Source organism: Terriglobus sp. 2YAB30_2 (genome assembly GCF_052114765.1).
GTDB lineage: Bacteria > Acidobacteriota > Terriglobia > Terriglobales > Acidobacteriaceae > Terriglobus.
The window spans coordinates 1-24138 of record NZ_JBFRFJ010000013.1; the positions used below are offsets into that span (position 1 = coordinate 1).

General features: G+C 58.8%; 18 protein-coding genes. 4 read left to right on the forward strand and 14 right to left on the reverse strand.

Translation table 11 applies throughout. The features are described 5' to 3' along the window. The 6 genes from AB4Y89_RS17960 to kdgD form a co-directional block, all read right to left on the reverse strand. Window positions 1–168, reverse strand: a 168-nt coding sequence (locus AB4Y89_RS17960) for a hypothetical protein (protein WP_442302421.1), incomplete at its 3' end; no start/stop codon positions are given. Between the two features lie 30 nt (window positions 169–198). After that, window positions 199–1746, reverse strand: a complete 1548-nt coding sequence (gene garD, locus AB4Y89_RS17965) for a galactarate dehydratase (RefSeq protein WP_442302315.1) — start codon at window positions 1744–1746, stop codon at window positions 199–201. Then, window positions 1743–3323, reverse strand: a complete 1581-nt coding sequence (locus AB4Y89_RS17970) for an aldehyde dehydrogenase (NADP(+)) (protein WP_442302316.1) — start codon at window positions 3321–3323, stop codon at window positions 1743–1745. Before AB4Y89_RS17970 ends, garD begins: the two co-directional genes overlap by 4 nt. Before the next feature lie 18 nt (window positions 3324–3341). Next, window positions 3342–4679, reverse strand: coding sequence for an enolase C-terminal domain-like protein (locus AB4Y89_RS17975; protein WP_442302317.1), 1338 nt, complete (start codon window positions 4677–4679; stop codon window positions 3342–3344). Further along, a complete protein-coding gene (locus AB4Y89_RS17980) occupies window positions 4679–6022 on the reverse strand; it encodes an MFS transporter (RefSeq protein WP_442302318.1) in 1344 nt (447 codons plus the stop codon). The genes AB4Y89_RS17975 and AB4Y89_RS17980 overlap by 1 nt, the downstream gene beginning before the upstream one ends. Window positions 6023–6043: 21 nt before the next feature. Beyond that, window positions 6044–6958, reverse strand: a complete 915-nt coding sequence (kdgD, locus tag AB4Y89_RS17985; RefSeq protein ID WP_442302319.1) for a 5-dehydro-4-deoxyglucarate dehydratase — start codon at window positions 6956–6958, stop codon at window positions 6044–6046. Window positions 6959–7077: 119 nt separating this feature from the next. On the opposite strand from kdgD, the gene AB4Y89_RS17990 reads away from it, so the two are divergent. The 4 genes from AB4Y89_RS17990 (at window position 7078) to AB4Y89_RS18005 (ending at window position 11321) form a co-directional block, all read left to right on the forward strand. Then, window positions 7078–7980: a LysR family transcriptional regulator gene (locus AB4Y89_RS17990; RefSeq protein WP_442302320.1), complete on the forward strand. Its 903-nt coding sequence runs from the start codon at window positions 7078–7080 to the stop codon at window positions 7978–7980. Window positions 7981–8034: 54 nt separating this feature from the next. Then, entirely contained in the window at window positions 8035–9048 is a 1014-nt protein-coding gene (locus AB4Y89_RS17995; protein ID WP_442302321.1) for a LacI family DNA-binding transcriptional regulator, read from the forward strand. A gap of 149 nt (window positions 9049–9197) precedes the next feature. After that, entirely contained in the window at window positions 9198–10055 is an 858-nt protein-coding gene (locus AB4Y89_RS18000; RefSeq protein WP_442302322.1) for an inositol oxygenase family protein, read from the forward strand. A gap of 117 nt (window positions 10056–10172) precedes the next feature. Further along, the gene (locus AB4Y89_RS18005; RefSeq protein WP_442302323.1) at window positions 10173–11321 is read left to right on the forward strand and encodes a glycoside hydrolase family 130 protein; all 1149 of its coding nucleotides are present in this window, start codon (window positions 10173–10175) and stop codon (window positions 11319–11321) included. A 313-nt stretch (window positions 11322–11634) separates the two neighbouring features. On the opposite strand, the gene AB4Y89_RS18010 is transcribed toward AB4Y89_RS18005, so the two are convergent. The 8 genes from AB4Y89_RS18010 to AB4Y89_RS18045 all read right to left on the reverse strand — a co-directional run bounded on the left by AB4Y89_RS18010 (window position 11635) and on the right by AB4Y89_RS18045 (window position 24124). Beyond that, a complete protein-coding gene (locus tag AB4Y89_RS18010) occupies window positions 11635–12993 on the reverse strand; it encodes a family 4 glycosyl hydrolase (RefSeq protein ID WP_442302324.1) in 1359 nt (452 codons plus the stop codon). After that, on the reverse strand, window positions 12983–13906 hold the full coding sequence (locus tag AB4Y89_RS18015; RefSeq protein ID WP_442302325.1) for a carbohydrate kinase family protein: 924 nt from the start codon (window positions 13904–13906) through the stop codon (window positions 12983–12985). The genes AB4Y89_RS18010 and AB4Y89_RS18015 overlap by 11 nt, the downstream gene beginning before the upstream one ends. Then, entirely contained in the window at window positions 13903–15255 is a 1353-nt protein-coding gene (locus AB4Y89_RS18020; protein WP_442302326.1) for an APC family permease, read from the reverse strand. Before AB4Y89_RS18020 ends, AB4Y89_RS18015 begins: the two co-directional genes overlap by 4 nt. 14 nt (window positions 15256–15269) lie before the next feature. Further along, window positions 15270–18068, reverse strand: a complete 2799-nt coding sequence (locus AB4Y89_RS18025) for a PIG-L family deacetylase (protein WP_442302327.1) — start codon at window positions 18066–18068, stop codon at window positions 15270–15272. A gap of 59 nt (window positions 18069–18127) precedes the next feature. After that, on the reverse strand, window positions 18128–21472 hold the full coding sequence (locus AB4Y89_RS18030; protein ID WP_442302328.1) for a carboxypeptidase regulatory-like domain-containing protein: 3345 nt from the start codon (window positions 21470–21472) through the stop codon (window positions 18128–18130). Between the two features lie 146 nt (window positions 21473–21618). Beyond that, entirely contained in the window at window positions 21619–22614 is a 996-nt protein-coding gene (locus tag AB4Y89_RS18035) for a carbohydrate kinase family protein (RefSeq protein WP_442302329.1), read from the reverse strand. Continuing rightward, window positions 22611–23651 (reverse strand): LacI family DNA-binding transcriptional regulator, encoded by a 1041-nt coding sequence (locus AB4Y89_RS18040; protein ID WP_442302330.1) that lies wholly within the window; start codon window positions 23649–23651, stop codon window positions 22611–22613. Before AB4Y89_RS18040 ends, AB4Y89_RS18035 begins: the two co-directional genes overlap by 4 nt. A 92-nt stretch (window positions 23652–23743) precedes the next feature. Further along, the gene (locus AB4Y89_RS18045; protein ID WP_442302331.1) at window positions 23744–24124 is read right to left on the reverse strand and encodes a hypothetical protein; all 381 of its coding nucleotides are present in this window, start codon (window positions 24122–24124) and stop codon (window positions 23744–23746) included. Window positions 24125–24138 lie beyond the last annotated feature (14 nt).

Below are 24138 nucleotides of genomic sequence, written 5' to 3' on the forward strand. Positions count from 1 at the left end.
ACGCTGAAAGGTTCCGGCCGAAACCAGTTGATCGCATAACCGGTCGTACTCTTCCTGCGAGCCGTCTACCCAGTGAATCGCCGACGGCTGGCATAGATCCGCCATCTTCTCTACCCAACGGATAAGGTGACGGTTCGTCGTCGGAAGCTCAGTCGTGTGCTGCTGCATCGTTCCTCGCGATCTGCGTGGCGGCGCTGCTTAGGTGACGGGCCCCGGATTGAAGAGGGCGTATTCGTTGTGCAGACCCCAACGGTCTGCCCATGTCTGCTGCTCACCGCTCGCGACCTTAAGGATAAGACGAAAGATCTCCCAACCGATATCCTCAATGGTTGCTTCACCGGTAGCGATCTTTCCGGCGTCCACATCGATGAGGTCGAACCACCGCTTTGCGAGCGAGCTGCGTGTGGCTACCTTGATGACGGGCGCCATCGCCAGACCATACGGTGTTCCGCGGCCGGTGGTAAAGACATGCATGTTCATCGCGGCGGCAAGCTGCAATGTGCCACAGATGAAATCGCTCGCGGGTGTGGCGGCGAAGACAAGCCCTTTCGCCGTGACACGCTCTCCAGGACCTGTAACAGCGGTAAGCGGACTTGTACCAGCCTTCGCGACAGAACCCAGAGCCTTCTCTACGATGTTAGCCAGACCGCCCTTCTTGTTGCCGGGCGAAGGGTTTGCGCTGCGGTCGACGTTAGCGTGTGCCAGATACTCGTCGTACCAGGCCATCTCGCGCACCAGATCCCGAGCCACCTGCTCGTTGACGGCACGCGCCGTCAGCAGATGGACGGCATCGCGCACCTCAGTCACTTCAGAGAACATCACCGTCGCACCGGCACGGACCAGAAGGTCCGCGGCGAAGCCCACGGCAGGATTCGCAGTAACGCCGGAGAAGGCATCGCTTCCGCCACACTGAAGACCGACAACAAGATCAGAGGCCGGACAGGTAACGCGCTTACGCTGATTCAGACGCTCCAGACGCTTTTCGGCCATCTCCATCAGGGCCGAGACCATCTCTTCAAAGCCGTAATGCTCTTCGTCCTGCAGACGAACCACGTAGGGTTCTTCGCTCAGGACGGGCAGCGTGCTGACAGGCAGCATCTGCGAGGGCTGCATCTTCTCGCAGCCGAGACTGACCACCATCGGCGCTCCGCCGAGATTGGGGTTCAGGCTCAGGTTCCGCAACGTGCGGATAGGAATTTCGGCGCCGGGCGCGTTGATAGCCACACCGCAGCCGTAGTTGTGCGTGATTGCAATGACATCGTCGACGTTCGGATACTTCGGCAGAAGCTCCTGCTTGATGCGGCGAACTGCATAATCTACCGTGCCTGCGACGCACTGCACCGTCGTGCTGATGCCCAGGATGTTGCGCGTACCCACTGTACCGTCGGGATTCCGGTAGCCCTGGAAGGTGTAGCCCTCAAGCGGCGCGAGTGCCGCGGGCGTCTCGGTCGCTAACGGCAAGGCATCGAGTGCCGGAGGAGGTGGCGAGGTCAATGCATCCTCGGCCACCCATCCACCCTGCAGAATCGCACGCGCAGCATAACCGATCACCGAACCGTAGCGAATCACAGCATCGCCAGGCTGAAGCGCCACGAGGGCAACCTTATGCGCCTCGGGAACGGCTTCCTGCAGGACAAGCCCCGAGGGAAACTGCGTTCCAGCAGGCAGCCCCCCAGGATTCACGATGATGGCGACGTTGTCCTGAGGATGAAGCTGGATATACCGTGGTTCGTTTTCCGCTCTCATTTCTGTTCCACCTTGCCATCGCGCAGCCGCCACAGGCCGAGCGAGTTGGCATCGTCCAGCTCCGCCGGCAGAAGCGCCGCCGGAAAGTTCTGGTAGCAGACAGGGCGAAGGAAACGATCGATCGCCGTGGCGCCTACCGACGTATAGTGATCGTTGCTGGTCGCCGGGAAGGGTCCACCATGCACCATGGCGTAGGAGACCTCAACACCGGTCGGGAATCCGTTCACCAGGATGCGGCCGGCCTTCTTCTCAAGAACGGGAACAAGCTCCCGCGCCAGCTCGGTATCCGCTGCGGTCATATGCAGTGTCGCCGTGAGCTGGCCTTCGAGCGATGCGGCAATCGCCAGCATTTCTTCCTTGTTCTCGCACGCGATCAGAATGGACGACGGACCGAAGACCTCTTCCGAGAGATGGCGGTCCTTCAGAATCTCACTTGCCTTGGTCTGGAAGAGCGCAGGCACACCGCCCCAGGCCGAGCTGCCTGCCTGGCCGCGAGCTACTGTCTGTACAGAGGCATGTGCTTCGACAGTTTTCACGCCTTTTTCATAGGCATCGTGGATTCCCTTGTTCAACATCGTCGTCGCCGTTTTGGCGCACATCTTCTCGGCGGCAACCTGAGCAAAGCTGTCGAACTCCGGGCCGGTCAAGCCCAGAACCAGGCCAGGCTGGGTACAGAACTGTCCCGTACCCAGGGTGGCGGAGTCGGCAAAGCCCTGAGCGAGAGCAGCTACATCACCCTGGAGCGCGCCCGGCAGCAGAAACATCGGGTTAACACTGCTCATCTCGGCATACACCGGCACTGGCACCGGCCGCTTCGCGGCGATTCCGGCCAGCGCCAGGCCGCCAGCGCGGCTACCCGTAAAGGCAATGGCAGCGATTGCAGGATGCGATGCAAGGGCTCCGCCGACGCCGTTGTCGCGTCCTCCAACCATCGCGAAGACACCGGCAGGCAGATTGCTGGCGGCAACTGCCTTTTGAATCGCCCGGCCTACCAGCTCCGACGTGCCAGGGTGCGATGGATGCGCCTTGGCAACCACCGGGCAACCGGCCGCAAAGGCCGATGCTGTATCGCCACCGGCTACCGAAAATGCCAGCGGGAAGTTGCTCGCGCCAAAGACCACGACCGGGCCGATCGGAATCTTGCGCAGCCGCAGGTCGGGCCGCGGAAGCGGCGTACGGTCCGGCAGCGCTGAATCCAGAACCGGAGAAAGCCATAGCCCCTGCCGCACCACCTGCGCGAACAGACGCAACTGCCCGACCGTCCGGCCGCGTTCGCCTTCAATCCGGGGACGCGGCAGGCCGCTCTCAGCCATGGTGCGCTCGATCAGTTCATCGCCCAGATCGAGAATCGCCTGCGCTACGGCCTCGAGAAACTTCGCGCGCTCTTCCAGCGTGGTGCCGCGGAATGCATCGAAGGCTTCTGCCGCTAATGCGCAGGCCTGGTCCACCTGTTCCGTAGTCGCTCCGTAAAAAGTCGGCTCCAGAGCCTGGCCCGTTGATGGGTTCCAGCCCGTGAAAGACTCACCCTTGCCTGCAACCGCTTTTCCGCCGATCAGAATCTCGCCTGTAATCTGCATTCAGTTCTCCCGTCTCCTTTATGGTGCCACGCGAGGCAGCATGCAGGGGAGTTTCGGGTCGAAGGTCCAGCCCGGCATCAGGCATTGCATCCCCAGGGCGTCGTCGCGTCCACCCAGTCCCAGGCTCTTATAAACCTCGTGCGCGGCTTCCACCTGCCCCCAGTCCAGCACGACGCCCAGGCCTGGTGTCGATGGCACTTTTATTTCTCCATTCACAATCCGGAAGGGATCCTGCGTCAGCCGCTGGCCATCTTGCCAGATCCAATGCGTGTCGATTGCGGTCACGCGTCCAGGAGCTGCCGCAGCTACATGGGTGAACATCGCCAGCGAGACATCAAAGTGGTTGTTCGAGTGCGAACCCCAGGTCAGGTCCCAGTCGCGGCAGAACTGCGCCACCCGCACCGATCCCTGCATTGTCCAGAAGTGCGGGTCGGCCAGCGGGATATCCACGGACTTGAGCTGCGCCGCATGCCGAAGCTGGCGCCAATCCGTGGCGATCATATTGGTGGCTGTGGGCAAGCCGGTGGCGGTACGAAACTCCGCCATGATCTCGCGGCCGGAGAAGCCCTTCTCCGCGCCACAGGGATCTTCCGCATACGCCAACACGCCGTGCTTGCCGGTGCAGAGCCGCACCGCTTCGTCCAGTGACCATGCGCCATTTGGGTCGAGCGTGATGCGAGCCTTTGGGAAACGCGCGGCCAAGGCTTCAATGGCTTCCATCTCCGCCGCACCCGCAAGCACGCCACCCTTCAGCTTGAAGTCATTGAACCCATAACGTGCATGAGCCGCCTCGGCCAACCGCACGATCGACTCCGGCGTCAGTGCTTCTTCGTTGCGCAGACGGAACCATGCATCGTCCGCGTTCTCTTCGCTGCGGTACCCGGCATCGCTGCGCTTGCGGTCACCGATAAAGAACAGGTAGCCCAGGGCCTCGACTTTCTCACGCTGTTGCCCTTCGCCGAGCAGCGCCGCTACCGGCAAGCCGACAAACTGACCCAGCAGGTCGAGCATGGCGGCTTCAATCGCGGTCACCGCGTGTACGGTGGTGCGGAGGTCGAAGGTCTGCAGGCCGCGGCCTCCTTTATCCAGTTCGGCAAACGCCGACTGCACCTGCTGCAGTACGCTCTGGTAGTGGGCGATGGAGCGTCCGATCACCAGCGGCGCGGCCTGCTCCAGAACAGACCTGATCTTCTCCCCACCCGGGACTTCACCCACTCCGGTCTTGCCGTCGCTGTCTGTAAGGATCAACAGGTTCCGGGTAAAGTACGGCGCGTGCGCTCCGCTCAGGTTCAACAGCATGCTGTCCTGTCCTGCGACCGGGATAGCGCGCATGGATGCAATCTTCGGACTCGACATTATGCTGCCTGCTCCTTTGCCTGCTCCTTACTACCAAACTCCACACGATGAATTCTGCCCACCAACGGAAGGTAGGCAACGATAGCGGCCAATGCCGTAACACCGACAAAGACCAGAGCCAGATTGAATGATCCTGTCCGCTGCACGATCCAGCCGATAATGATCGGCGTGGTAATGCCGGCGATGTTCCCAATCAGATTGAAGAGACCGCCGTTGATACCGATCAAGTTCCGCGGTGAAACATCCGAGATCACCGTCCAGCCGAGAGCGCCGAAGCCTTTGCCGAAGAAGGCCAGCGACATCAGCAGGATGACTGCCACCTGGCCTGAAACATAGTTGCAACCGATCATGGTCATCGAGAGAGCCATACCTGCGACGATCGGTACCTTGCGCGCCACCGTTAGCGAGTTACCGCTCTTCAGCAGATGGTCGGAGACAATACCACCGAAGACTCCGCCGATGGATCCGCACAGCGCGGGCACCGCAGCCAGCAACCCGGCCTTCGCAATCGCGATGTGCCGAGCCTGGTTGAGATACACCGGGAACCAGGTCAGGAAGAACCAGGTCAGCGTCGTAATGCAGTACTGACCGATATAGATGCCGACCAGCATCCGGTTGCTCAGAAGCATGCGCACAGCCGACCAGGTCAACTGGTTCGGGTTCGCACCCTTCCTGAGGTTCTGATCCATGTTTGCGAGACCGCCCCCCTCCTCGATGTAGCTGATCTCTGCATCGGAGATATGAGGATGCGACTTCACGCTATGAATGACACGGAACCAGACGACGCTGAGCAGCAGGCTGACAACGCCTCCGAGCCAGAAGCAGGCCTTCCAGCCGTAGCGCTGCACCAGCCATCCCATCACCGGCCCAAAGATCACCAGGGCGAAATACTGTGATGAATTGAAGATCGCGGAAGCACGGCCGCGTTCCGCCGTTGGAAACCATGCCGCCACGATGCGTCCGTTACCCGGAAAGACGGGCGACTGCGCCAGGCCAGAGAGTAGCCGTACAGCGAACAGAAGCCCAAATCCCATCGCGGCCGGAAGAAAGCCGATGAAGCCTGCGATCAGCGCCAGGATCGACCAGGCGACGATGCTCAGGCCGTAGATGCGCTTGGACCCATAACGATCCAGCAAACCGCCCGCCGGCAACTGGGCAACGACATAGGCCCAGCTGAAGCCGGAGAAGAGATATCCGAGCTTCAGTGGATTGAGACCAAGCTGATGCGAGATGTCGACTCCCACGATGGAGAGAACAACACGGTCACCGTAGCTGCAGCAGCTTGCGGTGAAGAGCATCAACACGATGAGAAAGCGGATATGCGACTGTTCTTTCCCTGCCATCCTGCATCAACCTTTTGCTTTCTACGAACGGTTGCCGATCAATGCCTTCAGCTCTTCCAGCTCCTGCGGCGTGAGATCCAGCAACGGCGTGCGCACTGAACCCGCGGGACGACCCACAACTTTCAGGCCGGCCTTCACAATCGAAACCGCATAACCCTTGCGGCGATTGCGAATGGTGCTGTAGGGCAGCACAAATTCTTTCAAGCCCTTGTAGATGGTTTCGTGGTCGCGACGACGGACCGCGGCATAGAACTCATTCGCGAAGTTAGGCAGGAAGTTGAAGATCGCCGAGGAGTACGTGGTGACGCCCATCTCCAGGTACGGCAGCGCAAAGGTTTCCGCCGTCGGCAGGCCGCCCACGTAGGTCAGCCGCTCTCCCATACGGGTAAAGATGCGGGTCATCAGCTCGATATCGCCATAGCCATCCTTGAAACCGATCAGGTTCGGGCAACGAGCACAAAGAGCTTCGAGGCTGTCTTCGTTGATGACGAAGTTATCGCGGTTGTAGAGGATCACGCCAAGCTTCGTGGCGCCACATACGGCTTCAGCATGCGCGATCAGGCCGGCCTGCTCCGCGCCGACTAGATACGGAGGCAATAGCAGCAGGCCGTCGGCTCCGGCGGCCTCGGCGGCTTTCGCGAACTCGATGGCCATGGCCGTGCCGTATCCGCAACCCGCGAGTACGGGAACACGCCCGGCAGTCTCTTCTACCGCGGCGCGTACGACATGGGAGAACTCCGAAAGGGTAAGCGAGAAGAACTCGCCCGTGCCACCAGCGGCGAACAGGCCGGCGGGATTGTGCTCGATCAGCCAGCCGATATGAGTGCGATAGGCGCTCTCATCAAAGGTGTTTTTAGCGGTGAAGTGCGTTACCGGAAACGACAGCAGGCCGCTGCCGATCGTCTTTGCCAGGTCTGCGGGAAGCATCTGGGGCATTCTGTCTCTTCTTCTCCAGCCCGCGGCGATCGGGCGCCGCGCGGCAGGTAAAACTATAGTCCGCCGAACGATGCTTTGTGGAATCATAGTGAGCATCAAATCATGCAGAAAAGGACTTAATGTTCGAGCTCAAACAACTGCATTATTTTCTGGTCCTGGCCGACGAGCTCCACTTTGGCCGCGCGGCGAAACGGCTGCATATGACGCAGTCGCCGCTCAGCCGCCAGATCCAGATGCTGGAACACACACTGCAGTTTCCGCTCTTCAAGCGTAACAACCGCAGTGTGCAACTCACCCCGGCTGGACATGCGTTTCGTGCAGAGGCGCGGCAGCTTCTTTCGCTCGCCGAAAATGCAGTCTCTGTTGCCCGGCGTCACTCGCAGGGACAGGCCGGACGTCTGCGCATGGGCTTCACTGCCGGCTCCAGCTATCGCCATCTTCCTCGTCTACTGGCCTATTCCAGCCGCGAGCTCAAAGATCTGGAGATCGTGCTGGAAGAGATGGTCACCGTACAGCAGGTTGAAGCCCTGCAGGCCAACCAGATTGACCTCGGCCTAGGCCGCCAGCAGCCAAAGCAGCCCGATCTGGATGGGCTGTGTATCGCCCGCGAGCAGTTGCTCCTCGCTGTGCCGTCGGAGCATTCACTTGCTCGTAAAACTACGGTTACCCTGGACGATCTGCGCTCAGAGCCCATCATTACCTTCTCTCCCAAAGACGGCTTCTACTTCTATGCTCTGATCGACAGTATCTTCCGCCGCCATAATCTGCAGCCGACCTACGTGCAGCACGTCAGCCAGATCCATTCCATGCTGGCGCTGGTCAGTGCCGGGCTGGGGGTAGCCCTGGTACCGGAGACAGCTGAGGCGCTGCATTTCGACAGCGTGGCGCTTCGCCGCGTCAAAATGCCCCCGGTTCATGCCGACCTGTACCTCGTCTGGAAGAAATCCAACACGAACCCGGCGGTGAAAACCTTCGTGCAGCTCATCCGCAAGCGGACTCGTCCGGCGTCGACACGCAACTGATATCCGCAGAGCGGATCTTTCTTCTACACTTACACTGAATAAAAAGGAGATTGGATGGCTGTCCGCCTGAAGGACATTGCTCGCGACCTTGGTGTTTCGACCGTTACGGTTTCCAAGGTGCTCCGCAACCGTAAAGACGTCGGTGAGAAGACCCGCCAGCGCGTGTTGAAGCGGATGGAGGAGCTGCAGTACAAGCCCAACCTCATCGCCCGGGCCCTCATTAGCGGACGCACGGCTAACGTTGGCCTCGTGGTGCCGGACCTGCTGCATCCCTACTTCGGCGAGGTCGCCAAGAGCCTGGGTGCGGTGCTTCGCGAACATGACCGGGCACTTTTGCTGGCCTCCTCTGAGGACGATCCAGAGATCGAACAGCGCGAGATCCGTGCCCTGCTCACCCGCGGGGTCGATATGCTGCTGATCTCCTCCTGCCAACGCAAGTTGCAGAACATCTTCAAGGTCGGCGAAAAGCAGACGCCCATCCTCCTGGTAGACCGCAATTTCCCTCTCCTGGATGCCCATTATGTCGGGTCAGACGATTTCAAGATTGGCGAGATTGCTACCGAACATCTTCTGGAGACCGGACGGAAGTGCATTGCGCACATCGGCGCTTCGCACTTGAGTACCGGCCATGAGCGTATGCGCGGTTACTCAGAAACCCTGCAGCGGCACCGCACCACGGTGCCACCAGAGTACGTTCTGATGCACGAGCGCTTCGAAGAGACGGGTATCACCGCCGGCCAGAAGGCCATGCAGGAGCTACTGAAGCTCAATCCCCGGCCAGACGCCGTCTTCTGCTACAACGACCTCACCGCCATCGGCGCCATTGAGGCGGTTCTGGAGGCAGGTCTCCGTGTACCGGAGGACGTCGCTATCGTTGGCTGCGGTAACTTCCGCTATGCCCAGTACTTACGGGTGCCGCTCACCTCTGTCGACCAGTCGACGGACCAGATCGGCCGGACGGCGGGAGAAGAGGTGATTCGCCTGCTGGACGATCCGGAATCCCCCGCACGCAGCACCCTGATCCAGCCGCATCTCCGTATCCGCGCGAGCAGTTGGAAACCGGCGTAACCGATACCGGAACGGATTGTAAATTTTCCTTGAATCTCTATTGTCAACGCCGACAGAGCGTGTCTATAGTTTTACGTAATCGATTACGCAGGTGGCCTCTGGCGAGGATCGGCTATCGCGTACGATCCGTATACCAAGGAGCCGCCCCAATGTCCGCCACACCCGCCAATGCTACCCCCCTCCACGATCTCGATCAGTGGGAAGACTTCCTGGAAGGCCGTTACAAGGCAGGAAAGTCTGAGACCGAGTTCCGTCAGTACGACGCCGAGGCGCAGCCCGGCGTGGCCGAGTTCTATCGCCTGAACCATCAGTATCAGACTGTTGATTATGTCCTGGGCAAGGAGAAGGACTACTTCGGTCTGACGCGTGGTAAGAAGACCGTATGGGAAGCGGCTGAGTTCCTGAATACGCTGGTCGATGACAGCGACCCGGATACTGACCTCACCCAGATTGAGCACCTGTTGCAGACCTCTGAAGCCATGCGCCGCGACGGCCAGCCTCGCTGGATGGTTCTGGTGGGCTTCATCCATGACCTGGGCAAGTGCCTCTGCCTCTACGGCGAGCCGCAATGGGGTGTTGTGGGCGACACCTTCCCGGTAGGCTGCGCGTGGTCCGATCAGATCGTCTTCCCCGAGTACTTCGCCGCCAACCCGGATCGCCTGGTGGCCAAGTATCAGACCAAGTACGGTATCTATGAACCGAACTGCGGCCTCGAGAACGTGCACATGTCCTTCGGCCATGACGGCTACATCGCCGAGGTGATGAAGCCGTATCTTCCGGACGAGGCGCTGTACATGCTGCGCTTCCACTCGTTCTATGCATGGCACCGCCATGGCGCCTACACGCATCTGATGAACAAGAAGGATGAGGCCATGCTGGAGTGGGTGCGGAAGTTCAATCCGTATGACCTCTATTCGAAGGGCCACACCAAGCCCAACATGAAGGAACTGAAGCCCTACTACGACGACCTGTTTGCGGAGTTCCTGCCGGAGAAACTGGACTGGTAATTTCGCTCGCAGCTTTGTAGAACGTGTTTCATGATATGCCGCCTTTCGAACGCGGGATTCCTGAAATCCGGCTCGTTGCCGGGTTTCATACGTGCCTGATTCCAGCGAATCGGATTTATGAAACACGCTCCAGGGTTGATCCCTATGGCTTTGCGGTATACGACATCGACGATACGTCGCCTCTTATGGCTGGCAGCTCTGCTGCCAGCCATAAGTTTTGCGCAAAAGAACTCTGCTCAGAACTGGACCATCGGGCCATTCACGCGGCCAGTCTCCGCTCCGATCCTCTCTCCCAGACCGGCATCTTCTTTCACCGATCCTCTCAGCCGGCAGACCGTTCACTGGGAGTCGACCAGCGCCTTCAACCCTGCAGCAGTAGTGCGCAACGGCAAGGTCTACGTGCTGTATCGCGCGGAGGATGACTCCGGCGAGATGAAGATCGGCATGCATACCTCGCGCCTGGGGTTGGCCTCCAGTGACGATGGTGTTCACTTCACCCGCGAGCCTGGACCGGTTTTCTATCCGGCAGACGATGCTCAGAAAGATCGCGAGTGGCCTGGAGGCACGGAGGACCCGCGGTTAGTCGAAGGCGAGGACGGCGTCTACGTGCTGACCTATACCCAGTGGAACCGCAAGAGCACCGGCATCGGCATTGCGACCTCAAAAGATCTTGTCCATTGGACCAAGCATGGCCCCATGTTCCCGGGGAAAGATTCAGGCGCCTATCACAGCTATAAGTCTGGCGGGATCGTTACGCGGCTTAGCAACGGTCGCCTGATCGCTACAAAGATCCATGGCAAATACTGGATGTACTGGGGTGAGGTGGAGGTACACCTGGCGACCTCTCCTGATCTGGTCCACTGGACCCCAGTGGAGAATGCCGACGGCACTCCGGTGACGGTGCTTAAACAGCGGGCCAAACTCTTCGACAGCGCATTTCCTGAAGTTGGTCCTCCGCCAGTGCTGACGGAACGAGGGATCGTGGTTCTCTATAACGGAAAGAATGGAGCCAGTGATGGAGCGCCTGGCCTTGATCCTGGCGCGTACTCAGTTGGACAAGCGTTGTTCTCTGCGATGGAACCCTCAAAACTGCTGGAGAGAACCACGGAGCCTTTCCTCAAGCCGGAATTGCCGTTTGAGAAGACGGGGCAATACGTCACTGGAACGACCTTCGCAGAAGGGCTGGTGTACTTCAAGAACAGCTGGTTTCTTTACTATGGCTGTGCGGACTCGCTGGTTGGAGTCGCTGTGTCTGGAACAAAATAGACCGCGCGATTGCTTTTTTGCTGTCATCCTGAGCGACCGGGTCCCCGGCGAACTTGTTCGCTGGGGTGACGGAGCGAAGGCCCCTGCTTTATTGCTGGTTCCATCATTGCGATTCCAGGCCCCACCAAAAAACCGTTCGAGCTTTGCTCGAAGGCCCATGTCCCCGCGGGACATGGGGCACCCAGCGCATGGGCTAGAGCATTTCTCCTGTTGCTGGGTAGCCCGGAAGTGGAGTGCAGCGGCGTTTTCATTATGGAAAACGCCCATAGATAACGAATCCCTACACTACACCTACAGGAGAAATGCTCTATTGCTAAGCCTTACTACTCCACCTCATTGTTTTTAATAGTTCCTCTGAAGGCTCCCATTCGCCGATGCTTGGATAGAGCAGCATCGCCTTGCGAAGATCTCGCTCCGAGCCACTGACAGCCGCCGCAATCGCTGCGCGCTCATACGCTTTTACCGCCAACACCAGGCCCCGTACCGCCTCTGGCAGCGGGCCCACCGAAATGGGAGCAAGCTGGGTCCGGCTAATCTGTGTCGCGGCTTCGATGATGTCTCCCGGCGCAATCTCCGGAATCGTATTGCCGTTGCGGAGATTGACGATCACGCTCTCTGGTCTCTCACTGCTCAGCGCATTCATCACCTGCAACGCGATGCGATGGTAGCCGCTCGCTGCACGGAAGGGATCCTCCTGCGGCGCAGCATCGTCGAATGCCGACTTCCCTTCCCCTTCCAGCTTCATATAAGAACCGGAACGCAGATTCAGGTAGTCCACATAGGCTTGCAGTGCAGCGGCATCCTCACCGGCCGTCAGCAGCTCGATCAACCGCTGCATCAGAGACTCGTTCATCGCTGCAATCTGCTCTCCACGCGTTGCGCCCTGTTTGCGCTGATTCTCAAGCGCACGGCGACGGGAGTAATAGAAGAAAAGATATTCGGTCGGAATCAGGCCGATTGCCCGGATCAGCTCATGATCGAAGAGCGGCGCGGAGTAAAGCTGCGAGAGGATTGCATCGTCCTGCAGGATGCGCGAGGTCACGTCTTCGCCGCGTAGCGTGACACGGCGCACCCATCCCAGATGGTTCAGACCGACATATTCACAAACGACATCCTTCGCCGGAGCCTGCAATGCTGTCTGGATGCGGTGCAGCAATTCCGTCGGAGTATCACAGATGCCGATTACCTTTGCTCCGCTGTGATGTGCAATCGCCTGGGTAATAAGTCCGGCTGGATTGGTGAAGTTGATGATCCATGCGGAGGGCGCAAGCCGTTCCACCAGCTTTGCTTGTTCGATCGCAACCGGAATCGTGCGCTGTCCCATGGCCACACCACCGGGACCGGTTGTCTCCTGGCCGGGATAGCCACACTGCATCGCCGCACGCTCATCATGAGCACGCGTCCCAATGCCTCCAACACGAACGCTGTTCAGCACGAAACTTGCACCATCGACAGCTTCTTCAGGAGACTTTGCGACCGAGATCTTCAGCGTGCCGGACTCGCGCCGCACGACCTCTCGCCCCAGCCGAGCGATCATTTCTGCGCGGTGCTGGTCGACGTCGTACAACATCAGCTCTTCGGCATCGAGCGTTTGGGCTGACTCATTGATACCGAAGACAACCAGCGGCGTACGGACACCGCCACCGCCGAGAAACGCAATCTTACGTGGCATAGAACTCCTCAAGGGCGGCCTCTACCTCATTACGGGTAGGAAGCGCGCGCAGAGCGCCGGCGGCGCGAGTCGAAAGAGCTCCGCAGACGCAGCCGTGCTGCAGGCACTGCTGTGGCGAGAGGCCTTCCAGCAGCGCGTGGATAAAGCCGGCATCGAAGGCATCGCCGGCGCCGGTTGTGTCGACCAGATCCACCAAAGGAGGGGCAGCCCAGTACTCCTTGCCGTTCGACAGCATCATCGCACCCGCAGGCCCAAGCTTCACCAGTGCATGCTCTACACCGTGCTGACGACAGAGCCGCAGATATGCCTCAGGACTGCCGGCAAGCATCATTGACTCTTTCTCGTTAGGCATGACGTAGTCAATCATGCGCATCAACGTCCAGTTCTCCTGGTTCCGCAACCACTCCACATGATGTCCGACGTCGATGGAGACGGTAGCTCCATGGCCTTTCAGCGCCTTCACGATTCTGGCGCCTGCTCCCACCTCTAACGGAAGCGCGAGATGGACGTGCCTGGCGTGCGCAGCTTCCTCCGCCACCTCAGGATGCTGCTCCAGATACGTTGCGAGACGGTCATTCACACCGCGATAGGTAAAGAATGTGCGGTCATGGGCGGTGGAGATACTGACGGTTACACCGCTGCGTCCTTTTTCAACGATCAGGTTGTCAGCCGAGACGCCAAACTCTTCCAGGCGATCAGCGATGGCCTTATAGTCTCCTTCTCCTACAACGCCTGCGAGACGCACCTTTGCTCCCAGCAGTGAGAGCGCACAGGCCGTCGTGATGGCCCCGCCACCAAGTTCCCAGGTGTACTCGTCGGTAAAGACCTCAGACCCAGGAACGGGCCAGTCCACAAACCCGCTGAAGACGTGGTCCAGATAAATCTCACCGATGACTGTGACGTCGTATTTCATGCCTGCTGAAATGGCCACTCCTGCGCCCGGTTTGCCTGAAATAAGAAGACCACCACACCGGCGACGATCAGGCTCGCGCCTACGATGACGTGTTTTAGTTGGCTGGTGCCAACGATGTAGAGCCATCCCGCCAATGCGACCAAGGCGGGCAACGGATAGAGCGGCATGCGGAATCTGCCGGGTGCAGGTGGTGACTGCCGCCGCAGCAGCATGACCGCGATGCACTGTCCAAGAAACTGCAGCATAGTCTGAATCACGATCAACCCTGCAATCAGATCAGCCAGCGAGAAGAAACACATCGCCATGGAAGCAATGCCCATGTAGATCAGCGAGACGGTTGGAAAGTGATCCTTCGGGTGCACCCTGGCGAAGACCGCGGGAAACTCTCCATTGGTCGCGGCCGCATAGGGAATGCGCGAATACCCAAGCAGAATGGCAAAGGCCGATCCCCAGCTTGCGATCAGGATCAGGATGGAAACGGCCTTGGCGGCCCATGCTCCATACACCGCCCACATAAAGTCGGAGACGATCACCTTCGAATGCTGCGCCTCACGCCAGGGCAACGTACCCAGGATCGAGATATTCATCGCCAGGTACATGACCGCAACCAGCACAATCGAGAGCAGCACAACGCGCGGAATATTTTTGGTTGGATTTCTGACCTCTCCGCCCAACAGGCAGACATTGTTATAGCCGCCGTAATCGTAGGTTGCGATCAGAGTCGCAGAGCCGAGTCCTAGCCAGAATGTATGGGAGAGATGGAAAGCGTGGGGAGGAAAGTCGAAGGCGGTAGCTGGATGGAAGTGTGTAATGCCGCTCAGGATGATCCAACAACAGGTCGCCAGCACAATCACGGTAACAACAACCGAAAGAACTCCGATGGAGCGGATCGAGCGATAGAGCACGGCCATGTTGACCAGGCACAAGACCATCGCGATCAGCTTCAACTGGGTAGCCGACATGGGATGAAAGACGCTGGCGTAGTCCGCGAAGCCTACTGCGCCGGAGGCGATGGAGATAGGCCCCACCAGCAGCGATTGCCAAAGGAAGAGAAAGGCCATCAAGCGTCCGAGCGTCTTTGGACCGAAGGCCGTCAGCAGGTAGTGATAGGAACCGCCGGAGCTGGGAATCCTGGAGCCTAGCTCGGCCCATACCATGCCATCGCATAGCGCCAGCAGGGCTCCCAGGATCCAGCCTAGCATCGCCTGCGGGCCGCCCATCGCTGCCAGCGCCAGGGGAATTGTCAGAAAGGGGCCTACGCCGACCATGTTCAGCACATTGGCCGACAGCGCCCCCCACAGACCGATTCCGCGATCCAGATGCCCGAGTTGTTGTCCTGCGTTCGCCATGGAGATAATCCCGACTACTTGATCTCCGGATTCTTCGGCAGGCTCAGCATATTGGCAAACAAACGAAAGGCCCCTGGAACTCCCAGCGGGAGTTGACGATAAAAAGCATATGCGTTGTAGATGTAGACGCCCTTGCCATAGCGCGCATACACCAGGCCGCCCTTCTGCTCCGGCTGGCCGGCATCATGTGTCTCCAGCAGTGCGGTGTACTTCGGATCCCACGCCTGCAGAAACTTCGATCCGCGCTCTTCGATCCAGCCGTCGAAGTCCTTCTCCGTGATCTTATTTGGCCAGTTGAAGACAGGATTCTTCGGATCGAGGATCTTCACGACTGACTTCTCGTCTGTCACCTCTTCCGGGTCATTGCTCATCACATAAGGATAGGGTCCAAAGTTGTGGTCGAACTCAGGCGTATTGTATTGCACGATAACGGTGCCTCCCTTCTCCACGTACTGCAACAGACGCGCATTATTGGCGATGAGATCGGGGCGCACGGCATACGCTCGAACACCGAGCACGATTGCGCTGTACTTCTGCAGTTCGGCATTTGCCAGGTCCTGCGCCGAGAGATACGAGACGTGCACACCGATCTGCTCTAGCGCGGCCGGAACATCGTCGCCGCTACCTTCGACATAGGCAACCGGGACATCCGGAGCCATCTTCACATCAGTTCCCGTGGTGACATACTTCGCTTGCGAGTAAAGGAAGTATGGCCGCAGCCCGGTGTAACCGATCGTCACATAGCCTTCCGAATAGGACTTGCCATCAAGTTCTGCGACCGCAGTGACCGTGTATTCCTTTCCTTCAGCAACCTTGGGAGTCACGGTGAAGGCCACGGTCTGCTCCTCGCCTTCCTGCGAGAACTTTACCGGAATGGATTTCGGAGTAGCCGTCCATCCTTCTGGAAGCGACAGACTCACGGATGGCGAGGCCGCGGGCTTCACGTTGTTATGCACGCGGACGCTCACGTTGATCGACTTACTGCCGAGAGGCACGACTCCGGCCGATGGCGACATCGCTACCGAGAGTGCGGGACCAACCGGCATGGGATATCGCAACGTACCTGGGCCGTTCACTTTGCTGACGACCTGCACCACGCTTGCTAGCTCTACGTTTGCACCTTCGTATTCCACCTGGGCCACAGCTTGTAATGGGTAAGGAGCGAGCGGTGTATTCCTGGACGCACTGGACGCGACCTCATACACCGCATTCTGAAGCCCGGCACGGGTAAAGTATGGCCGCGTGTACGGCTCGTCATCAGGGACCTTAACTTTGAAGGTCAGGTCTGCTGCTTTTTCAGAAGTCAACGCTGCGGGAGGGGCGGGACTTGAGATGCTCCAGTCTTTGCGGGATGTGCCCACCAGCTTCACGCTCTTCACCGTCAACGATGGGATCGTGGGCTGGTAGAGATGAACCTTTACGGGGAATGCAAGGCCGGGTGTTGCCATCTGGAAGGTGGAGGCTGCGCCTCGCATTGCGGCCATCATGCCGTCCTCCTGCCCTGCAGGAATGACATCGGCATTCAGCTTCAACTGCAGAGCGGCCACCAGAGCATCATTGAACTGATGCTGCTTCACCCGCAGCTCATGCAGGACGTTGTACTTCGCCTCTGCGGAGAGATCGCTCTTCTCAGTCTCGGCGATCAGAGACTCAACCTTAAGCTTGCCCTTCGCCAGCGAAGAGGCCACCGCCGCAGGCTTCTGTACGGAGAAGCTCTTCATCGCCTGTTCGATCTGCGATGCGACCTCCTCTAATCCTGGCTTCAGAGATGACGGGGGCTTCGGCCCTGCGAGATCGGCAATGCCAGTCAGCGAGACGTCGATGCCGTCGAAGAAGGTCTCTTCCTTAGCAGGAGAGTTGAGTGACGATCCGAAGCGGTGGTAGTCGCTCATCTGTCCGCCCGGCAACGGCACGCTCTGTCCGCCATTCTGCGAGCGCTGATATCCAAGACCCTCCCGAGATACCTGGGAGTAAGTCTCTCCGATCACCGGATCGAAGCTTCCGGCGGGAATGCTGACCGTTACGGATGGCTTGCCTTCCTCCCACTTCCCGGTAATGTGGTTCGTCACTCCCACCGGACCCCAGGTGTGGTTGGCATAGTCGTACATTCCCTTCTCTGAAACGCGGAAGAAGGGAGCGCGGGCGTATGCCTTTATGGGGGACCATGGCAGCAGACCTTCCTTGATCTGCTCCGGGAACTTTGTTGGATCACCTGCGGCTTTAAAGACCTCCTGTGCCATCAGACCCGCGGTTGCGTGTTGTCCATGCCCGTCCGTAGGCCCTCCCACAAAGACAGAACACACGACGAGTGGACGTACGGTGCGGACGACGCGCACCGCCTGCTCCAGCACCTTGTCATGTCCCCATTGTCCCAACGCTTCATCAAGAGACTTCGAAAAGCCGTAGTCGGTCATCGAGGTGAAGTACTGGGCATCCAGACCGTAGTAGCGGCCGGCCTGCAACAGCTCCTCTGTACGGACCAGACCGAGGGCATCCCAGTAATCGGAGGACATCACGTTTGCTCCGCCTTCACCGCGGTCCAACGTCAGCAGCGCCACGCGCGCACCGACACCGCGGCTATGGTAGGCCAGGGTCGCTCCGTCCTCGTCATCCGGATGCGCCACAATCATCATCAGACTGGCGCGTGTCTGCAGGCGCTTCAACGACTGCCACAGCGCGGCGGCCCCTTCATCCGCGGCGATCGGCCTTGCGTCGGCCTGCGGGCGCGCCTGAAAGGCATGTGCGGCCGGGATCGGTCCCGCAAACAACACGGGAGTCAGCGCCAGTACAGTGAACTTTCTGACAAACAGCATAAAGATCTTTCATCTCCTTGCGGCCGGACCGCGATCCGGCCGCTCATATTGACTCGATATCAGAAGTAGAACTTGGCAGCCATCTGTACCTGGCGTGCGTTGTTAACTACGCTGCTGATCTTTCCAAACGTGCCGGGGGTTGCAATGCTGGAAGCCGGAGCCGCCAGGTTGGGATGGTTCAATGCGTTGAAGAACTCAAAACGAAGCTCCAGCTTTCGGACATCGGTGAACTCGAACTGTTTGAAGAGGCTAAGGTCCTCATTGTGACGTCCTGGTGCAGCATAAGGACGCGGCCGGCAGCTCCCAAAGGCGCCTGTCGCCGGCTGAGAGAATGCCGCCGGATTGATATAACGGCCCGTCGCCGACTGGGTCGTAACCGCCAGGCGATCACGCGTCGCTCCGGCAAAGCCGTCTGAGAGGCAGTTAGCGTACATCGCATGGCTTGAACCGGTCTGCGTCAGGTCGGTAGCTGTCACGTTGAATGGATTTCCCGCCTCCATCGTAACGATGGCATTGACCTGCCAGCCACCGACCAGCTTCGATGCCGTCGAGCCATTATTCAGTACCAGGCCGTTGCGGCCGATCGGCAGCCTCCACTGCGCATTCGCCACAAAGCGATGGCGCTGATCGAAGGGCGATTGCGAGTACTCGTGTGCATAGTCATAGGCATTTTGTGGGGTGGAACCTGCGGTGAGATTATCCGCGTAGTCGCTGAAGGCATGCGCCCACGTATAGCTGAACTGGTACGCGAGGCCATTCTTCATGGGCCGGCGCAGACTGGCTACCAGGCCGTGATAGTTGGTGTTGCCGTCGTTAGTCGCCTGCTCGAGGAAGGCATGCAGAGTGCCGGAGTTCAGATTGGCATAGGGAAAGATCACGTTCGGCGTTGAGCCCGTATAGCCGGTAATCAACCCCTGGTTGGCGTTCCGCAGGCGGTTCATCTTGTGTCCGAAGTTCCCTACCCAGATGGTCTCAAGCACCATGTTGCTGGGCAACTGAATCTGCGGTCCAAAACTCATCTGTTGAACGTAGCTGGTACGCTGATTCGAGTCCTGCCAGTTTGACTTCTGGATATAGAGCGGTGTTGTCGCATTGGCATACGTCGCTCCCGGGAAGCCGTTCTGCAGGAAGAAGACAGGGGTGCTGCCTGCGATGGTGCGGGAGTCGTTCACGAATTTCAGGAAGGGTTGATTCTGAGCCAACTGCGACTCAGACCCGATACGGTTAATGTACTGGTAAAAGACACCGTATCCACCACGTAGAACGATCTTATCCGTCGCCTGATAGCTGAAGCCGACGCGCGGAGCAAAGTTGTTCTTGTCCGGATTGATGAGAGCTCGTTGCGCCCATCCGCCACTACTCGCCACCGTCAGTGATCCGCCATTAGCAGTATTGAAGTTCGAGAGCTGATTGGTCCGGTTCAGCATAGGCGAATACAGCTCATAGCGGGTTCCATACGTAATGGTCAGGTTCCGCGTTGCACGCCAGGTGTCCTGCCCGAAAAAGGAGTTGCCATACAGGAAGTTATGGACGACCAGTGCGCTGTTGTAGATGGTCTGATTCACATTGCCCAACAGGAAGTCCGCAAAACCAAATCCATTGCTATTGGTGAACAGACCAGAGAAACCCATATAGCCCTGCGGAGCCTGCAGATCGAGGAAGGTCGACGTGTTGCGGTGATACTCATAGCCAAGCATCAGACTGTGATTCCCCTTCAACTTAGTAAAGGTATCCAGGAACTGATACACCTGCGCTGCCTGAAACTGTGGACGGTACAGATCCACGCCAATCCTTCGAAAACCGCCGGAGATACTCATGGGCGGCAGGCCGGCGGAGTAGGAAGAAACTGGAACGCCAGAGAGTCCGACATCGCCTGCAGCCGATGCTCCCAAGGTGAGTCCAATGGGATCGCTATGCGCACTGTCGCGGCTCCATCCAAAACGCGCCTGATTTACAGCAGAGGACGAGAAGACGGTTGTCCATCCCAGTGCAAGCCCCTGGTTGCGGATCTTGTAGTCGGTTGCGAACCCGCCATTGCCGACCGTCGGGTTTGACGTCCACGGCGGATCCTGGCGGTGCTGGTCCAAAAAGCTGTAGCGGCCAAAGATCGAGTGACGCTCGCTGATCTTCTGATCAATGCGCGTGTCGAACGAGTTCACCTGCTGGGGAAGCTGATAGCTAAACCTGTAGTTGCTCGAACCGTCCCATTTGTTATTCAGGCTCTGGATGTTATTCGGATCGGGGAGTAATGCAAGAACGCGGCGTGCTACAGGATCAATGCAGTTAGGATTTACCACTTTGAGAACGATGCAACCTATTTGTCCCGGAAGTGTCCCCGTCGGATTGTAGGCCGCAACCTCACTCAAATCACCCGATTTCATCGCCGCCGAGGGCACGACCGAGTACACGGTCGTCTGCTGGGTGCTGCGTAGCCCCTGGTAGTCTCCGAAGAAGAACAGACGATCGTGGCGAATCGGGCCACCGAAGGTTCCACCGAACTGGTTCTGGCTGAAGTTGCCCTTCGCAACCTTGGGCGTCGCATGATTGTTGGCCCAGCTATTGGCGTCGAAGACGCTGTTGCGGGCGTACTCCCATGCACTGCCATGGAAGGCATTCGTACCGCTCTTGGTGGAAGCATTCACCACCGCTCCGGCGGAGGTGCCGAACTCCACCGAGTAGGTACGTGTCTGCAGGCGGAACTCCTGGATCGCATCCGGTGGAGGCTGCACATTCTGTACAGACCCCTCCTGCAGGTTCGTCGATCCGGAGTTGTTATCTACGCCATCCAGAGCAAAGTAGTTTTGCGTTTCCAGGTTGCCGTTGGAGCTGAAGCGGTCTGGCGCACTGTTGGCCACCGCCGGATTCTTGAAGATGCCTGGTTCCAGCAGCGCCAGATCGGCATAACGGCGGGCGTTCAGAGGAAGATCGTTGATCTGGGTTGTACTGACGACGTTGCCTACATCAGCCGACTGCGTCTGCAGGCCCAGGACCTCGGCGCTGACCTCCACCGTATCGTTCTGACTGCCCGCCTTCAGCTCAAAATCAACTTGCGCACGTGTCTTGACGTGCACTTCGACGCCCGTCTGCTTCGAGGTGCCGAAGCCGGGAGAGGCCACCTCCACCTCATACGTTCCCGGAATCAGAGCAAGCGCCTGATACACGCCGTCCTGATTGGTTGTCAGCGTCGTGGTAACGCCGGTAGCTACGTTGCGGATGGTTACGGAAGCCCCGGCGATGACGGCGCCGCTGACGTCGCGCGCCGTGCCGGTAATGGATCCATTGTCGAGCTGCGCATGTGCGTGGACGGCTCCGAGAAGAAGACACAGAGGAAGAAGGAGGCGAATCAGAACCGTCCGTTGAAAGATGTTGGAGAATGCGGGGACCACAGTGACAAACGAGCTCATCGACTGCCTCCTAAGGAGCGGATTAACCGGAAGCGGCCCCTGCAGCAAGGGTGACGGAACCAAGCTTCCGGTGTTCCGATATCGGTATCGTTATCGGTAACGTAAAGCCGCCAAACTTTCTCTGTCAACAAAATTTTATGGATTTTTTATCGGCTTTGCGCTCTTATCCGCGCTGAACGGCCGCTTCCCTGAGCCATATAGTGGCGAAACTCCTTCGGATCGGGCAAACCGTGTGAGCCGCCCGGATAGGCCGCCGACAGGCTTCCGCAGATATTTCCCGCCCGCAGGCAATCGGCCCAGTCCGATCCGTGGAGAAAGGCATGCAGGAAACCGCCATCGAATGCATCTCCGGCACCGGTTGCATCCACTACTGCGATGGGCAGTGCCGGTTCCCGATAGATCTTGCCATCGGCCATCAGCATGGCGCCGCGGCGGCCAAGTTTAACGACAGGCACGCGGACCCACTCCTGCAGCTTCTCCAAGGCCCGCACAGCATCACTGGCCCCGGTGATGGCCTTCGCTTCGTTCTCGTTGGGAAAGATGAATTCGCAGTGGCGCACGATGGAGTGGATCTGCGAAGGAGACAGATCAGGATTCCAGCCGAAGTCGGCGGATACCGTAATGCCGGCTTCCCGCAGCTGCTTCAACACCGGGATCCACTGCTTCGGACGACGTAGAGCGCAGGCGAAGTGTACATGCCGCGCGCGATGCAGCTTCTGTTGTACCGCTGGATTGGAAAGCAAGTCCTCCAACCGCTGATTGATCGGATCGTGCGTCACCATCATCCGGTTGGAACGGTAGGCCATCGAAACCGTCAACGCCGTCGCATAATCCTTGTTGATCTCACAGGCGCTGACATCCAGTCCTTCCGCCATCAGGGCATTCCATGTGGGCAGACTCGCGGCGTCCGTTCCAACCCGAGTTACGATTCCGGTGGCAGACCCCAATCTGCTGGCAGCGATCGCTGCGCGGGCCAAGCCACCGCCGGGAGCGATCAGGAAGCTATCGGTCTTTACCTCTTCGCCAAAACGCGGCTGGTTGCGCAACTGGTAGAAGATCATGTCGGAAAAGAACTCGCCAAAGATCACCAGGTCGAACTTCTTGGCAGCGCCAGTGCGCGTCTTTCTGCCGATATTGCTCATTTCGTCTTTTTCCTTTCCGTCGCGGCCCACTCACCCGTGGAGCTCCTTGGCACTATTCGCGGAGACAGAGAGACTGAGCGCTGTGCCGTCGCATTTCCCTTTTCCCCAATGCCGCGCAGGGCAGTCTTGGCCGCCCGTTTTCCAAGCTCGCGGCAAGCAAGATCAATGCTTGAGAGAGTAAGTCCCGTTTCGCAAAGAGGCAGCGTATTGCCGCAGCCCAGAATGCGTAACTGTCGTGGAATCTCCAGGCCTGCTACCAGTGCCGCGTCTCTTACACCCATCGCCTGCAGGTCGCTGTAGGTCATCACTCCATCAGGAATCGTCTTTGCCGCCATGAGCCGCTGCATGGCTTCGTAGCCGCTGCGATAGCCGGTATCTCCCGGCTGGGGCTCCAGAATCCACTCCTGCTTTACGGCAAGCTCCGCACTTCGCATCTCTTCCAGAAAGCCGGTGAATCGCATATCCCCAATTGGAGTGCGCGGTCCGCGCAGATAGGCGATGCGCCGACATCGGTGCTCCAACAGGTGCTGTACGGCGATCTGCCCAACCTCTGTCTCCCGGATCGCAACGCTGATCCCGTTGAAGCGCGAGGGCGGATACCCCATCAATACAACGGGAACAGTTGCTGATTCCAGCACCTGGGGCAGATCGGAAGCATCACCCCGCAGGCAGAGCAGCAATGCGTCCACCTGCCTGGAAAGATGCAGCTCGACCTCACGCTCTTCCCGTTCCGCATCGCCGTCGGCGGATGTGATCACGACGCTATAGCCGTGGGGACGCACCCCCTCGTTCACGCCGGCGACTATCTGAGCCGCGGAGGGATCCTGCAACGATGGCAGCGCCAAGCCAATGGTAAAGGTCTGGCCGGTCCGCAGACCGCGTGCCGAGATATTAGGCCGGTAGTTGAGCTCCTGCACGCGCTTCAGAACACGCGCCTTGGTCTCTTCGCTGACGTCTGTCTGGCCCCGAAGGACCTTCGAGATCGTCATCTTCGACAATTTCAGATCGTCTGCGATGTCCTGAAGACGGATCGCCATGCACCAGCCCCGGATAAGGAAAGAATTGCCTCCATCCTAACCGAGATGCACGCAAACGTATGCAGATAACCTCATTTTGGTACAGCCTTCGCTCAGCGTGACGCGCTGCCGACGCTGGAAGATTGACTCTTCCGCTCGTATGCAACCGCCTTCGTGCCGGCGTCTTCGGAGCGCCGCTGGTAGTAGTCACGCAAACGATGTGCCGTCTCATAGCTGGATGGGTACTTTACCCCGGACGCATGCGTCGCCTCCTGACGCATAATCGCGTCTTCGTCGGCGGCATGCTTGTGGAAATGGAGGGATCGAGCGTGGAAGTAGTCCGCCAGCTTTTCAAAATCCGCGCTCGTATGTGCGGTCTGTGTGAGGAGCTTAGCCTGCCGGGATGAAAGATTATCTAGCTGTTGCGTATTGCCTTCGCTCCCTGCAAGAAAAACACACGCTATAACAGCCAGAACCGGGAACCGTACGAACATACAAATCTCCTTCT